Source organism: Paraburkholderia sp. SARCC-3016 (assembly GCF_031119615.1).
In the GTDB taxonomy this organism is placed as follows: Bacteria; Pseudomonadota; Gammaproteobacteria; order Burkholderiales; family Burkholderiaceae; genus Paraburkholderia.
On sequence record NZ_JAVHZD010000022.1, the window covers coordinates 17,873 to 31,944 of the forward strand.

14 protein-coding genes are annotated in these 14,072 nt (G+C 59.1%); 5 read left to right on the top strand and 9 right to left on the bottom strand.

The features are described 5' to 3' along the window. Nucleotides 1-556 precede the first annotated feature (556 nt). From QYH69_RS21660 to QYH69_RS21670, 3 genes are all read left to right on the top strand, one after another. Nucleotides 557-1,789, top strand: a complete 1,233-nt coding sequence (locus QYH69_RS21660) for a hypothetical protein (protein ID WP_308833835.1) — start codon at nucleotides 557-559, stop codon at nucleotides 1,787-1,789. A 50-nt stretch (nucleotides 1,790-1,839) separates the two neighbouring features. Further along, nucleotides 1,840-2,124 (top strand): hypothetical protein, encoded by a 285-nt coding sequence (locus QYH69_RS21665; RefSeq protein ID WP_308833836.1) that lies wholly within the window; start codon nucleotides 1,840-1,842, stop codon nucleotides 2,122-2,124. Between the two features lie 307 nt (nucleotides 2,125-2,431). Then, entirely contained in the window at nucleotides 2,432-2,932 is a 501-nt protein-coding gene (locus QYH69_RS21670; protein ID WP_308833837.1) for a hypothetical protein, read from the top strand. 182 nt (nucleotides 2,933-3,114) lie between these two features. Here QYH69_RS21670 and QYH69_RS21675 read toward each other — a convergent pair whose 3' ends face one another. Together QYH69_RS21675 and QYH69_RS21680 are read right to left on the bottom strand one after the other, a co-directional pair. Then, nucleotides 3,115-3,360 (bottom strand): hypothetical protein, encoded by a 246-nt coding sequence (locus QYH69_RS21675; RefSeq protein WP_308833838.1) that lies wholly within the window; start codon nucleotides 3,358-3,360, stop codon nucleotides 3,115-3,117. Nucleotides 3,361-3,455: 95 nt separating this feature from the next. Then, nucleotides 3,456-5,645: a phage integrase family protein gene (locus tag QYH69_RS21680; protein ID WP_308833839.1), complete on the bottom strand. Its 2,190-nt coding sequence runs from the start codon at nucleotides 5,643-5,645 to the stop codon at nucleotides 3,456-3,458. A 670-nt stretch (nucleotides 5,646-6,315) separates the two neighbouring features. On the opposite strand from QYH69_RS21680, the gene QYH69_RS21685 reads away from it, so the two are divergent. Together QYH69_RS21685 and QYH69_RS21690 are read left to right on the top strand one after the other, a co-directional pair. After that, entirely contained in the window at nucleotides 6,316-7,269 is a 954-nt protein-coding gene (locus QYH69_RS21685) for a hypothetical protein (protein ID WP_308833840.1), read from the top strand. Then, complete coding sequence (locus QYH69_RS21690; protein WP_308833841.1) at nucleotides 7,266-7,949, top strand: RES family NAD+ phosphorylase; 684 nt, start codon at nucleotides 7,266-7,268, stop codon at nucleotides 7,947-7,949. The genes QYH69_RS21685 and QYH69_RS21690 overlap by 4 nt, the downstream gene beginning before the upstream one ends. A gap of 283 nt (nucleotides 7,950-8,232) precedes the next feature. Here the strand turns inward: QYH69_RS21690 and QYH69_RS21695 are convergent, their stop codons facing one another. The 7 genes from QYH69_RS21695 to QYH69_RS21725 all read right to left on the bottom strand — a co-directional run bounded on the left by QYH69_RS21695 (nucleotide 8,233) and on the right by QYH69_RS21725 (nucleotide 13,835). Then, nucleotides 8,233-8,565 carry an H-NS histone family protein gene (locus QYH69_RS21695; protein ID WP_308833842.1) on the bottom strand — a complete coding sequence of 111 codons (333 nt, stop codon included), beginning with the start codon at nucleotides 8,563-8,565 and terminating at the stop codon, nucleotides 8,233-8,235. 108 nt (nucleotides 8,566-8,673) lie between these two features. Next, a complete protein-coding gene (locus tag QYH69_RS21700; RefSeq protein ID WP_308833843.1) occupies nucleotides 8,674-9,600 on the bottom strand; it encodes a DUF6685 family protein in 927 nt (308 codons plus the stop codon). A 192-nt stretch (nucleotides 9,601-9,792) separates the two neighbouring features. Beyond that, a complete protein-coding gene (locus QYH69_RS21705; protein ID WP_308833844.1) occupies nucleotides 9,793-10,119 on the bottom strand; it encodes a hypothetical protein in 327 nt (108 codons plus the stop codon). 25 nt (nucleotides 10,120-10,144) lie between these two features. Beyond that, complete coding sequence (locus QYH69_RS21710; RefSeq protein WP_308833845.1) at nucleotides 10,145-10,714, bottom strand: hypothetical protein; 570 nt, start codon at nucleotides 10,712-10,714, stop codon at nucleotides 10,145-10,147. A 579-nt stretch (nucleotides 10,715-11,293) separates the two neighbouring features. Beyond that, nucleotides 11,294-11,632, bottom strand: a complete 339-nt coding sequence (locus QYH69_RS21715) for a DUF2471 family protein (protein WP_308833846.1) — start codon at nucleotides 11,630-11,632, stop codon at nucleotides 11,294-11,296. A gap of 235 nt (nucleotides 11,633-11,867) precedes the next feature. Then, nucleotides 11,868-12,815 carry a hypothetical protein gene (locus QYH69_RS21720; protein ID WP_308833847.1) on the bottom strand — a complete coding sequence of 316 codons (948 nt, stop codon included), beginning with the start codon at nucleotides 12,813-12,815 and terminating at the stop codon, nucleotides 11,868-11,870. 315 nt (nucleotides 12,816-13,130) lie between these two features. Further along, complete coding sequence (locus QYH69_RS21725) at nucleotides 13,131-13,835, bottom strand: hypothetical protein (protein WP_308833848.1); 705 nt, start codon at nucleotides 13,833-13,835, stop codon at nucleotides 13,131-13,133. Nucleotides 13,836-14,072 lie beyond the last annotated feature (237 nt).

Sequence of the window (14,072 nt, forward strand, 5' to 3'; positions counted from 1 at the left end):
GCAGCCGAGGACGTTGGGCCTCGCGTACGGCTTCGTCACGTGCGCCGGGCCGCTTCCCGCACTACGACCGCTCACCGATGATTGCAGACTTGGCGCTGCGTGACGGTTGGTTTGCACCGGTGGGTGCAAGCGCGGGGGATGCCAGATTTGCACCGGTGCAAGCTCTCGCGGCGGGCTCCGGATTTGCACCGGTGCAAGGTGCCTTGGCGACTGCCGGCCTTGCACCGGTGCAAGGTCTCGCGGGGCCTGCCGGATTTGCACCGGTGCACACACCACCGCCAACCACAACTCCTACGAGGGAGCAAAAGAAAAGGGCCCGAAAAACCGGGCCCTTTTCTTTTGTTACGTCGATCTTCATGGAGCGAAAACCATGACCTGAAATGGTTCTTGAAAAAACAAAAGCCAAGAATTGGCGTTCTTGGCTTTTGCAGAGTTGCGGCACTCGGACTTTCATCCAAGAGGGTTGGCGCCCTCTCTTCACCTCAACCTAAGCAACTGAGAGTGTAGGAAGAGTCCTGGTCGCTGTCAACGCATTCCACAAAAACTTCACGAAAGGATGCGTGAAATGGACTCGCTTTGCCTGTCACCGAATGACAGCTTTGCGGATGGTGACGCACACCCGCACTCGATCGGGTTCGATCGTAACCATACCGCTCTCGACGGGCGCATCGCTAAGGATGCGCGTCCGACCAACACCAACAATGACGGTTCGTCTGGAAGCGAATCGTCTTCTGCAGATCCAAACGCTCTGCCTGGGAAGATCGCGAATGCGCTCGTGCTCGTGTATGAGGGATTAAAAGAGACCAATTTGTCGGAAAGTCACCGTCGCGTATTAGCGTGTCTCATTCGATTCGGTGTGAATTTGAATGATCCGAGCCGAAGCATTTTCATCAAGAAATCTTCGATAGCTTTGAAGATTGGAGTCAACGAGGCAACCGTCTATCGCGGACTGTCTGCGCTCGAAACTGCCGGCATCATCGAGAGAGACGATCAGGGCCGAAAGGGAAGAGCGATCAAAGCGATCGCCACGATCAGGCTAACCGCCAGCGCGCTCGTTCGCTTCGGTTTTTTTGCTGCGCCGCGTCAATCGACCGGCGCTCCGCAGGCCGAGGCGCGACACCACGGCGATCTTGCACCGGTGCAAGACGTAAACAACGCCCCTAAGCAGTCTTCTTCGAAGAAACAGCCCTCGCAGGGACCGTTTTGCAAGATTGACGGGAAAACCGTTCCGAGCGACCTCGTTTGGCTCCATGCCCAGAACGGCCTGAGCTTGAGCGGCATCTTCAAGCTTATGGCCAACGCCAAAAAAGCCGGGACGAAGCTTTCTCACGTCGTGACCCATTGCGCACATAGCCTCAACGCACTCTCAGGCCGGGAACTGTTTGCATACCTTTCGTCGGTTATCGTGCAGCCCATCGATTTCGAGCGAATTGCACATGCAAAGCGTGAACAAGCGCAGGCGCGGGAAGAGGCTCGAGCGGAATCCGAGCGCCTAGAGGCTCAACTCTGTCGACTCTCTGCCGTTAGAGGGCGTAGTTTCGCGGACCCGCACGGCCGGATCTGGACCGTGGAAGACACATCCTTCGTCGTGCGTGCTGACGGGAGAATAGGCAGTGTGCCGTTCAAGCTGGCCCGTGAAGCCGTCGCTGCCATCACTGACGGACAGTGGGCGTTTTGCACCGGTGCAAGCGTTGCCATGCGGATGGACGACGGTCTGACGAAGGCTCGTCCGCCCAACTCGGCGTGGGTAGCTTTGCGGGATCGCCTTAAGCGACAGGTCCGGGCTTGACATTGGCGTGCGTGCGCTACGGTCGTAGCAGGTAAAAAGAGGAGTGAGGAATGGACGACAAGGAGTTTTCACTAGGCGTGATTTCGAACCGCCGCACCGCAATCGCAGTCCACAAGCGGTTGGGAGATGCAAAATCGCCAATGCTAAAGATGGGCCGGTTCTATTGCGCCATGCTGGACCGCGGCATATGGGACAACCAGCGGGCGATGGCCCGAGAGCTCGGCGTATCGACCACACATCTCAACAGAATGATTGCCGCTGCTCGCCTGCCCAACGAGGTTTTGGCGCTCTTCCGAGATCGGGCGTTGGCAGTTCAGGAATGTCGAGTCCCTTAACGTTCTCGTCCAGCAATTTGGCGAGGCGGAGGTTATCAAGCGCGCCAGCGCAGTTCCTGCAGGCGCTCCGCTCGACGACATCTTCGCCATTCTCACAACGGGGAAAAAGGCGCCTCGACAAGGTGTGCGGGTTAGCATCGCAGCCGGCGCAAAATATCTGAGGGTCGACGTGCCTGACATAGCGCTCGTGGCTCCGCGTGTGAAGGAACTCGAGGAAATCCTCAATGCGATGCTCGGTAACGCCGTACGCATGAAACGCTAGCGCGCACCTGCGGGCAACCCGGGCCGGAACGCGTGCGAATGGGAAGTGACAGAAAACTGCTACTTATCTAACACTTTGCACAGGTGCACCGGCGATGGGACGCGTGAACTGAATTCGCGCGTCAAAATCGTTGTCTTCGCTCACAAGCGTCCCGTTGAACGTTTGTGTCTCGACATCGAAGACGTGACGCTTTACGAGATGTCCGATGTGCAGCCGCTTTCACCGCAACTGCGCCTCGTGCAAGCGTCTCCCCCGCTGACACCTGTTTCTGCAGCCGTGGTCTCAACGGTAGTAGCGATATGGGGCCCAGATCTGTTCACGACTGCCGCCGGCCGACGCTTGGTCCACGTCATCGCCGCAGACGGCCCGATTGCCGCTGCGGAGCGGATCGCCATGGGCTTGCTCGATGAAGACAGGCATGACGCCAGATGGCATCGGACCGTCGATGCACTAAAAGCGCTTGTGGCTTTGCATCCGACCGTGTTTCTGCGGTCAGCGAGCATTGCACTTCAGAGATTCACCGGGGGGCCGAATTCGGAACTCTAGGCGTCGCCGCCGCTTTTGCGCGGCTTGTTAGTCTTGACTGTTCAGATGCGCCTTTGCGTTCAGCATACGAAGCACGACTTATGACGCGCGTCGTCTCACGACGGACGACCTTATATACTGAAATTGCACCTAACGACTTGGGAGACGCGCTATCGCGCGTCACTCTGCCACCAGGGGGGCCTTCAGCGCGTAGGAAAATGATCTGCGGCGGCACTTGAAAGGGGCGTTACGCTGACCGCGTTCAAGTCCGAGGCAATCATGACGATATAGAAGCGTTGTATCAGCGAGCCCTGGCCATCCTCGCCGGGAAAAAGCGGCCCGCGCCGATTGAGTACGCTGGGCCGTGCGGCATCCGCCTGCAACAGCCGGCGCGGATTCCCACAGATCTGGAGTATCTGAGGCAGGAACATCCTGTCTTGACGTTCCATCTATATCAAGCGGAGTTGTTCGAGGACGGCGCGCTCATTCGTCGCGACGAAGGCAAGGGAAGGGCGCGCTGATACGCGGAGTCCGTGCATGCCGGCTAGATCGAAGCTTTGCGCAGGAACGTTTCAGCCTCCCGATACTGGCGACCTAGTTCAGCAGTTGCGTAGATGGATGTCGTATCCAGCGAATCGTGCCCGGCAAAATTTCTCGCGCTTTCAAGGCTCATGCCGTTGGCCAGCGCGTGAGACACGAAGGTGTGCCGCAGCCAGTGCGGGCTGGCCTCGGCGAAGGCGCGCGCATGAGGGGAATCCTCGCGCAGGGCCGTAGCATTCGCGGTGGCAAAGAAGCGCTTCACCGCCTTGTAGAGCTGATCGTGATGGATGGGGCCAGCCTGGCGGGCGAGGGTGGCCAGCGCCTGCTGGACGTCGGTGCCGCGCTCGGCCGCTTCCCGCCGCACCCGACCGATGTCCTGATTGTCGGGCAGGGCCGGGATGAGCGGGGTGCCAACCGGACAGGCGAGCGGGTCTCGAGGAAAGTCCCGCGAGGCAAGGTAATCGCCCAGCGCTTCGAGCACCGCAGGCACGAGCGGCACGAAGCGTTCCTTTGCTCCCTTGCCCACCACGCGTAACAGATGGATCGATCCCAGCTCGGCGCCGGCGTAGCGTACGCTGATGTCGTCAGTAAAGGCTCCGCATAGTTCGGCGCGGCGCAGGCCCGTGCTGTAGGTGAAGGCGAGCACGAAGCGCATCCGGGCGGCCGCCGCGGAGTCGGGCAGGGCATCGAGCACACGCATCGCAAACGTCCACGCCTCCCGGCTCAGGCTGCGTTCCACCTGCACACGCGGCTTGGCCGCGACGCGGCGCTCATTGCCGGCCGCATCCATCTCGCTGCCAAGAAACACCTTGATCTTCGCAAATGGGTTGTGATCGAGGTACTGCGCATTGACGAGATCGCCAAAGAACTTTTTGAGGGCAGCCAGCGCGTCCTGTCGGCTCTTCACCGACAGCGGGCCGCGAAAAGGGCGCCATTCCGGTTCATGGCGCGGCACCGCCCGGTCCATCACCCATTGCACGGCTGGTTGCGGATCAACGAGGAACCGGTTGATGTAGTCGCGCGCATCGTTGATGTCAAGACCCGACAGGGGCTTGCCTTTCGCGAAGATCGCCCACAGCAGCAGCCGTTCGGCCTCGGCGCGGTATTTCTCGCGCGTGTGCGGATTCTCGTAGTCGGCCAGCCAGAAGGCGATTGCCTGCAGATCGTTCTGCGCGCCGCTGTTGTTTTTGAGGAGGTTGCGGTTTGCGCCGTTCGATCCATCCAGATCGGCCGGCGCCACAAAATATTCGATCGGCACGATGCCAGTCACCGGTTCGCGCCGCAGCTGATGAGGAACGGGCAGGGTCCGGTCGGACGGATGCGTCAGAGCGCTCGACGTGAGGCTGAGGCCGTCGACGTCGCGGTAGTGCTCGAGCCATGCGGTAATGCGGCGCGCGCCCGTTTCGCCCAGACGCGGCACATCGCGGTACCAGCGGTAGCCGACGGCGTTGATGGTCTCAACTAGCCTGCCGATCGTGGTGATGCCCACGTCGGCCAGGCGTAGCGCCATTGCCGTGTCGAACCAACCCAGCACGTGGTGCTCCGGCTTCGGATCCTCGACCACCAGGCGTGCGAGCGCGTCGAGCGCCGTCATCTGCCGGATGCGCAGCCGTGCATTGCGCTGCTGCCGGCGCAGAGTCGCACCATCGTCCGGACTCTGGCTTGCCTGCCGGGCGGCGAACAGGTCGAGCAGTTCCTTTTCGGTGTAGAAGCCGTCCGGATCGTGCTCCGCGGCGAACTCATCGAGGGAGAGCGCAGGCGTCATGGCTGCGACCGTCGTGTCGACGGTGGCTGGCGTTGCGAGGAGAGCCGGACGAATGGCGAGCAGCCGCGCGGTCGCAAAATCCTGCCGCTTGCGCGCGGCGGCGACGAACGCGGTCAGCAGCCAGTTGCGCGTGGCCGCGGCTTTCCGGGCATCCCGGCCGAATTCGAGATACTGCTCGGCCAGGTCGGCCAGATCCAGGCCCTCCAGATAGCCGCGGAAAAATGCGAGGTGCTGCAGCCCGATCCGGCGGCCTTCTGACTGCTCACGCTGCGCGCGGCGTCGCCGGGCCTTCGACGCCCCCGCCGCCGAGACCGGACGTTGTCGCGTGGCTACCGGCCGGCTGCCCACCATGGCCGGGCCGTCCGGTGCGCCCGGCACGTCACGAAATTCGACGTCCTCGACGTCCACGTTCCCACCCGTCTGTTCCATCCGCGCTTCCATCCCTGATTACGCAAAGCGTGTTGTTCACTACATCGCGTCTGCCCGACCGTCGCGATGGTCTGGCTTCGCCGGGAGCGTCGCCGCCGACCGTCGATCTTGCGGCGCGCCTTCTAGGGCGGGCTTCGGGACAGGGTCGAATGGAAATGTACCCTTTTTGGCGCAAAAAGTGAAGGGTCGGATAGTTGCAGCTATCCGACCCTTCGTTTCTGGACACAGTGAGCAGGGCAGTGAGACTGGCCGTCTCCCCGATAAACCTGCCGCCGTGGCCAGTGGCCTGTCGCCGCCCGCGCTGTGGCAACGCGGAGACTAGCTGGCAAACTTCGCGCGAATGGCGGCCTCGATGGCGGTCCAGCTGACCGGATCGCCGGCGCCGGGTTTGACAGACGGGCGCAGACGCCAGTTTGTCCGCTCGGAGGGCCGAACGCCCGAGTTCAGCAGCGTTTATCGAGAAGTGCTCATGGTGGACAGCCAGCGCGACAGTGCCACCGGCGGGAAGCCATACATCCGGCGACCGCTTGGATGCGCACTGGTTGCCGTCATATAAGGTAGCGTCGTGCCGGCCGTTAGCGGAATCGAGCGCTGTAGTGGACGGATCTTTACACGAGGCTCCGCCTCGAACCGCTTGACGTCATGAAAGTCATGAACTAAGATCGATTTTATGAGAAAAGTCAATCGTCCCTCTAACCAGGTTCGCACTCCGCTTGGCGATGTCATCGTTACGAGCGAGGCAGGCGCGTATTCAAGCATTCCTGATCGCCCGACGTCTTCCTCCAAGGGGCGCAAACCGGGCACCGGCCGCTTTCTTATCATAAAAGGGAATTCGCCCAAGACGCGCAACGGAGTGCAGAATCTAGGCGTCGTTGTGCAGAAGCACGTCAAAACCAAAGGGCTGATAACGCACTCTAAGCGCCGTATTGGGGAAACGATTCAGTCGGGAAAATGGAAAACGACCGACCCTGCGCTCTTCGGGAAAGAGCTCGTCCGGAAAGGCAACCGCATCTACGTTTACGAGTCATCAAAGCGCCCAGATTACCGCAGTCTGGCACAAGAGGCATTAAAAAGGGTCAAAACAGCCGACGATTCAACGGCGTTGGAGTTCCTGACGACAATTATCAAGGGCGTATCGAGTGGTAAGTCCGTGATAATTTCGGAACGTCCTCGATATCGTTCAAACGAGGCCACCGGCACGGTTGCAGGCGATCCACTTGCCTCCGCACGCGCACGCGGGCGCAGGTACGCACTGGATCAGTATGAGAACCCGGACAATCTGGCACTGCTGGAAGCTCGCGACTATGCTGGCCGCAACGAACGCTCGATCAACGAACTACGCCAGAGCGGGGAACTCTATGCCTTGCTCCCTCCAGGAAAGACGCGTGGCTTCCGTTACCCGAAGTGGCAGTTCGACGCAGCGCCGAATCGCATCAAAGCAGCACTGAGGCCGTTCGTCGAAGCAAATGCCAACTGCTGGGTAATACACTCGTTCATGACGCGTACGCGAGACACCCTCAAAGGCAAATCGCCTGCGGAGGTGATCTTGGACGACAGCCAAGACATCAAGTCTGTGATCGACCTCGCCGAAAGTGACCTCTCCGGTGAACAGGGGGCTCAATGACGACAAGTCTAGGCGCACCTGAGGGCCTCGATTGTCCGCTCCCGCCGGATAACTTTATTGACGCAACGATCCCTGTTTACGAACTGAATTTGTCGGTCACGAACCTCTATCGGATCCACCGGCGCACGTTCGATCCGATCTTCTACAATCGCCGCTCGGCATCGTCAACCGTCTATCGGTTCGATGCACCAAACGACGAGTACGGCGTGCTTTATGCCTCGCCGTCCTTCGACGCATGCATGGCGGAGACGATCATGCGCGATCGTTATCAAGGGGTCGGCGTGGGCGTGCAACACGTGATCCATGAAGCAGACATTTTGAGTCGGGCCATCGCAGTCCTGGGGGTCGAGGAAGTGAGGCCATTGCGCCTTGCTGACTTGACCGGTCCGCTCTGGCATTTCGGTTTCGACGCCCGAGTGCTTACAGTGGCTGATTACACCGCGCCGAATCGATGGAGCCGCGCCATTCACGACAACCATCAGCAGCTCGACGGGATCTATTTCAGGTCGCGCTACGCGAATGAGGTCTCGGTCGCAATCTTCAGTGATCGTGCGCAACTGGTACGTCGCGGCGAATCGATACCCCTTCATCTGCATCCTAGCCTTACAGGATTCCTAGATCGATTCGAAATCGGCATCGCGGAACCGGACGGCGCCGACTGGCGATCTCCGGGCAGCTGACGGTCCGCTTGCACGTTCCGTTTACCGCCGGGCGCTCATAGCTAGCTCGCGGTGACGCTTTACTGATTCGTTGTGCTCGGACAGATCGCCCTCTTTGGTTTTTATGCATCCTGTGGCAACCGTCGTTCCCTCTGCGACGTATTTGAAAGTCCGAGGCTGCGTGCCGGCCGCTGCGGGCCCCTCCCACGACGCCGAGATCAACGATGAACAATTCTTAACTTCGTTCATAAGCCTATACCTTTTTTCCACGGCGTTTGCCACTGCCGTTTGATCTATATCTTGCTTAATCTTGAATCAAAAAGCGGTCTCGCGACTGTCCTTTGAGCCAGATAGGCTCTCGCCCCCGCCCGCTCCACGTGGCACCGGACGCCGGATCACGGTACTTCGGTGGACGGGGAACCGGTACGTGCCTTGTCTTGGCGAACACCTGCTCAGGTGTCAGCGAATATTCGCTGACGATGGCACGAACATTCTCGATCGCCATTGCCCGCTCGTGCTCTAGTGCAGCGTCTATCTGCTTCTGCAGTGCTTCACGTTGCCTAAGAAGGTCCCGATAGCTTGTCGGTTCACCTTCCAATTTCTCATTCTCCGTTTTTCTTTCCATCTTCATGTTCATTGGTTGTTTTCCGTTTTCCGTTTATTTGCGTAACCGACATTCCCTACCCTTACCAAGGTCTATCGCTGAATCGGACACTGTTTTCCGTTCTATCCCAACTTCTGCGGGCTACATCCGCAGGCGTGGCCGATCAGCCGATACGTAGTGCTGGCGGTCGAGCGGTTCAGCCTGATTAGTTGCCGCATCGGACAGGACTCGGCCTAGATCCACGACCCCGGCTTTCGCAAGTTCGTCTGCTACCCGCATCGAACGACGTTCACTCCGCGGCAAAAGAATGGCTCGCGTATGATTGAATGTCGAAGGCATCCCGTGCCAATACCATGTCGCGCCGAAGCTGCGCATCGCTCCGAAGAAACCGTTCGAAAATTCGGTGCGGTTGGGCACGACGAACATCTCGAAGTCCCGACGCAGCGAGGAAATTGCCTCTTCATTGAGGGTGTACACGCGAAGGTCCGCCTGAAGAGGAACGCGCTGCGGCAAACGCGCAGCAATGTATTTTGCTGCTGCAAAATGGTGCGACCCGCCAGAATTGATCAGCCAGAGGCGCCCGTCCCACTGATAGCAGGCGAAGTGGTCGGTCGTTTTCGTTCTATGCAGGATACGAATCTCATCGTGAGCAAGATTCTCTGCGAGCTTCTCCGGAGTAATCTCGTCGATCATCGCTCGGCTGTTGCGCTCAACCATCGCGTCCGTGGATGAGAAGTCAGTCAGCTTTGACTTCGAGGCGCCAAAGCCGTGTACGTCGGATATATCGCACTGCCAGCCTTCCACTTTCGTCTCGATACAGATCTGCTCATACTCGGGACGATGAATCTGACATCCGAGATAGTCTGCGCCGATACGCTCCCAACCCATCAGCGTTCCGCGCGGTAACCGATCGTACACGCTGAGCGAAATACCGTCATTGAGGCGGTGCCACGCCGGCACACTCGCCGCGTGAATGCATGCCGCAGGATCACTCAGCGTCGTCGGTAGGTCGGGTGTTGCCGCGAGCAAACGCTGAAGCTTCACCGGCCGTCCGAGGTCTTCCCGCATGCTATCGGCCAGGAATTTTAAGATTGATGTCACGCAGATACCTCTGGGCAAATGGTCAATGCTCGAACTCGATGCGATTTACGCCTTCTTCGATCACGTGTGCTGTGATGTGCGCACAAATGGGAACCGGCTTCACCGGACTGGTCGGGTCGGCCCCTCGCATACGCGACCGATGTCACGTTTGCCATCCTGTTACTGCCCGAGCAACTGCCGCCCAAACGCGGTCAGTTGGATGTTGGACAGTTGCATCGGCTGCTCATCGCTTACGTGCCCGTTCACGCTCCAGATGAAGACGTTACGATTGTTCATCTGATCCACGCGCCAGCAACCCTCGACACGGGAGGCTCCATCACCCATCCAGGCCTTTGCAAAGCCCTTCCGGACGTTGCCATTGTGGTCGACGAGGCATAGTTCGTCCGTGAGTAGCACGACGCTGCCGTCGGGACCAGTTCCGGTGAAAATGTTGTGAGCGGATGCGGTAGCGCTCACGAAGACCAGAAGCAGCGCACTGAGTTTCATATCCTTCCCCGTATTTTCCGTTTTCCTACTTGTTGTCGGACACTATGCCCAACGCACGCAGTGCGTGGGCGAGTGCGGGCAGCATCTTCCATTTCCACTCGGCCGCATCGAAATCGCCGTGTTGCTCGGTTTCGCCTTCATCGGCTAACGCGAACGTATAGATCGGCGTGCCGTCCTGTCGCTTCGGAACGTCCTGTGGATGCTGTTCGAGAATGGCCTTCCCAACGATACCGTACTGCAGGTTTGCGCCGCTGTATGAAGTAAAACCCGCCGCAGCGGCAAGTTCTGCAGCGGTTATCATGCGATCCGGTGCGTGATAATGAGCCTGAAGCATCCGAATTTGTGCTGCCGTTAAGCAGGGCAGCACCGCCACAAGCGCCTCTGTGTATGCTGCATCAGCCTCGGTCCCCTCTCGTTGCGGTGTACCGAGTTCTTCATCGATCGCACGCCGCGCAGCAAGGATCGCTTCGTTTACCGAACCGCCGGCTTTCTTGTGAACCGGTGTCTTATCCTTCCACGCCCAGCATCGCGCGCCGAAGTCGGCGGCCCGCGCGACGAGAACGTATCCCCGGTAGTTCTCTGACTTTTCCATCATCGCTCTCGCTGTAGTTTTTCGCTTCGCTTATTCGTGATTGCCACCTATGCGATATATCGTATTGTCAACGTCTGCTTGCGCTTGCTTCAAGTGCGTACACGGCCTTTGCGGTTCTCCTGCGACGCCACATTAGCTGTCTACGATCGCCATCTGAATCTGTGCGTTCGCGGCAAGAGCGGCCGACAGCTGCGACTCTTTCGCGTCGTCGGACGCTTGACGCTGGCTGCAACCGTATGCGATTGCCACAACGAGCGCAGTGCAGTATGCGGCGGTTCTTATTGTTCCCGTTTTTCCTATCCTTCCGTGCCTTCGAACAAGGCGACCACCTCTTGATGGGGCCACACACTGATAGCGAGCGGAGCCGGCGCACGAGCGGCTTCTTCGGACACGGCGCCCAGATAGCGTTGGTTCCCGCGTGCGCGTACCGTCGAAAGCACTTCGCTAACGATCTTCCGCCCCGCGCGCGCGTGCCCTGTATGATAAAGCCAGCATCCGAGCGCAAACTGATCGCACCAATGCATTGCAAGTTCGCCATGCCGACTCTCGAGCATCGCGCGCAGTTCATGCGCTTCAACCGGCTCAATTGCTGTCTTTCCCAATCTCTTGCTCCTTTTCTTGTTTTACCTTGTCGGTTTGCGCGATCCACTCTGCGTAGATTGCGCCGAACACGGAGGGAATCACGTCGTGGCCTTCGAACGATACCGGTCGATCGTCTTGTGGATAGCCCATCGCGGGAGACGCACGCAACATACGAAGCATTTGAGCGCTATGTTTCCCCGTGGACGAAACTTCAGCAAAGACTTCCGACTCGATTTGATGAATCAGTGCCCAAGTCAGCGTTCCGGCCGCCCGATGGCGTTGCACCGCCGAAGGCACTGCATCTTTCAAAGCCGCATCAGCAGCGTACAGTACGTCCATGCTCTCTCCGTATTCTTGCTATCGTTTTGCCTTTGTTCCTGCCGCAAAGGTGCGAACTAGTGTCTCTCCACCGGGCCGAAGTAGCGCGAACATTGTAATCAAAGGCGTTGCGCACGCGGCCAGCGCCTTTTCGTTCACCGAGCCACCCAGAGCCTGAGCCGAGCCACCGACGATCATGCCAGCGTCAGAACAATCCAATTCTTCCGATTCGCGAGACCCAAAGTAGCACCGGCACCTACCGCCTTCGCTTGCCTAGCGACGGAAGGCCGCCCTGAACAGCTCGACCCTCCAGTGCACCGAAATCCGGCCTCACAAAGTTCTTTCCAACCTTGGCCTCGGCAGCCCTTGCACGGTCGAGCGCGCCAAACAAAGCAACAAAGCGAGCGACCTCTATGCGTTCAGTTTTTGTTTTCAACTGCTCTCTTTTCTTGGCGCTGACTGATGCGCTTCCACCCTCAGGGCGCGAACCCAATCGCTCAGAGACGTAGGGCACGACCTCGCTCGTTTCCTCTCGTCGGAGAAACACGATCTCAATGAGATACCCGAGAGACGAATGGACGAGAGCGAAAGATGGTTTGTAGCGCGATCGGTAGCGCGCCTCGATGAGCCGCGACTCGTTGAAAACGGCCAAGGCGCCGAGTCGGGGAATCGGCACGTAGATCTCGTTGGACCCGGATATCGTGCAATCGTCGGAGAACTGGATTTCGATTACCGTCGGGCTTCGTGAGCCCCATTGGATTACCAGTTGCGTTAAGAGGTCGACTGAATCGCTGCGATCACGCGTGGCCAGGTATGGCTCAAGCTCCCTGCGATGCCGCAGCAGGAACATCGAGGCCTCGTGAGAGCTCTGCGGCTTCGGGTCGACCTGTTTTAGAAGCGCCTTAAGAAGAAGCGGGCCGGAGAATAGCGCGTCCAGCACGGCTTTCTGACTAGCGCTCGGCTTCAGATCACACCGGAATACGGACTCGACTAAGCGGTCTGATGAACCGTGCAGGAGGCAAACCTCTTTCGAGGCGGTCATCGACTGAAGGGCCAACTTCGAAGAGGGCTTGACTGCAAGCACTCTTGTCGCGGGCCGCGCAGGTTCCGACGGCGTCGCAGTCACCTTTTTCTGGTCAGACGCGCGCCAGCTCAGGATTCCTGCGTTCGCTTTTTGCCTCGGTAGTTTTCGTCTCTTTGTCATGTGCCGATCTCGACCGGACCTTCAGATGATTGTCTGTCTCATTTTTTCTAGGCGTTGCACAGCGACCGCAGCTCATCTTTGAATGCCGTGCTCTCTCCGTTTTCCTAGACGCTGATGACGCCGACGTCGGTCCGAAGCGATATAACGGCAATTCGCTGGCCGTCTTAAATCTATGCAGATCAGATAGCCTTTCTCAGATATTTGAAGAAGTTCGCCGAGCAATCAGAAAAAATCGCCGCGCTGACCGAGCAAAGCGTTGCCCCGGGGGAAACCGGCCTACTGCGATGTCATCGACCAGCGCCGGACGATGTCAAGTCAGCATTTCTTCTGCTTTGCTTTCTGTAGAGCGATGGCTATTGCCGTTTCCGTTTGCGGCTTGTGCTTTGCGGTTGGCGTCGTCGGATGCTCGGGTACTGCTGTGCTGAAGCGTCGCTGTCGGCGGCGCTCCTGAATAGTCTGCTTCGGATAGACGGCGGTACGTGTGCCGTCTGCTGCGACGTGGTACGTGGGTTTCAGAACAACGGCTTGCCGAACTACGGTGTCGTTCTTCAGATGGGTCTGCAGCGGGCGCAGTTCGAGCGGCAAACGGGAAGCTTCAATGCGGCAGATGCGCGAGAGCAGGCCACCAAGCTTCGGGGCGACGAGCAGGTAATTCGGTAGCGCGAAAATGAGCCGCTCTGGCACGCCGACGCCGAGCAGCGTCTCCTTGCCGCGCCGGATACGAATGCCGACGACGCGCGTTGCGTTCTCTCGCGCCGCTTCGTGCACGCGGTCGAAGTCGGACGGGTTCAGCAACCCAAGGGCGCTGAATGTCTCGCTCGACTTCGCGACGATGGCGCGGCACTCGTCGTCGCTTGAGAAAGAACTTACCGATGTCCTCTTGTAGCCCCACGTGCGTCTGGTATGCGTGGTGGATTTGTACATAGTCTCTCCCGAGTTCCCCGATGCCAGCGGGTGTCGCAGTGCCGGTGAATGTATCACCTCTTTCCTTTGCCAGCGCCTTGACACTTGGGTCTTCAAGCAGCGCCGCTCACCGCTGCACCCACATGTCGTCCCACATCTTTATGCGCTGCTCCTCGCTGCCCTTCTGCCTGCTGCCAATACGGCCCTGCGCTCTTTCGTCAAAAGGCGCGGATTTACTCCGGTCCGTTCGGCGCTGTCCCCAAGAGCCTTGTGCGACGCGCCTCTCGCGTCAGGGAGAGGCGCGCGATTGTTCCATGCGAGCGGGGCAATGGGGTGCTTGAGCATCTTCGGGCA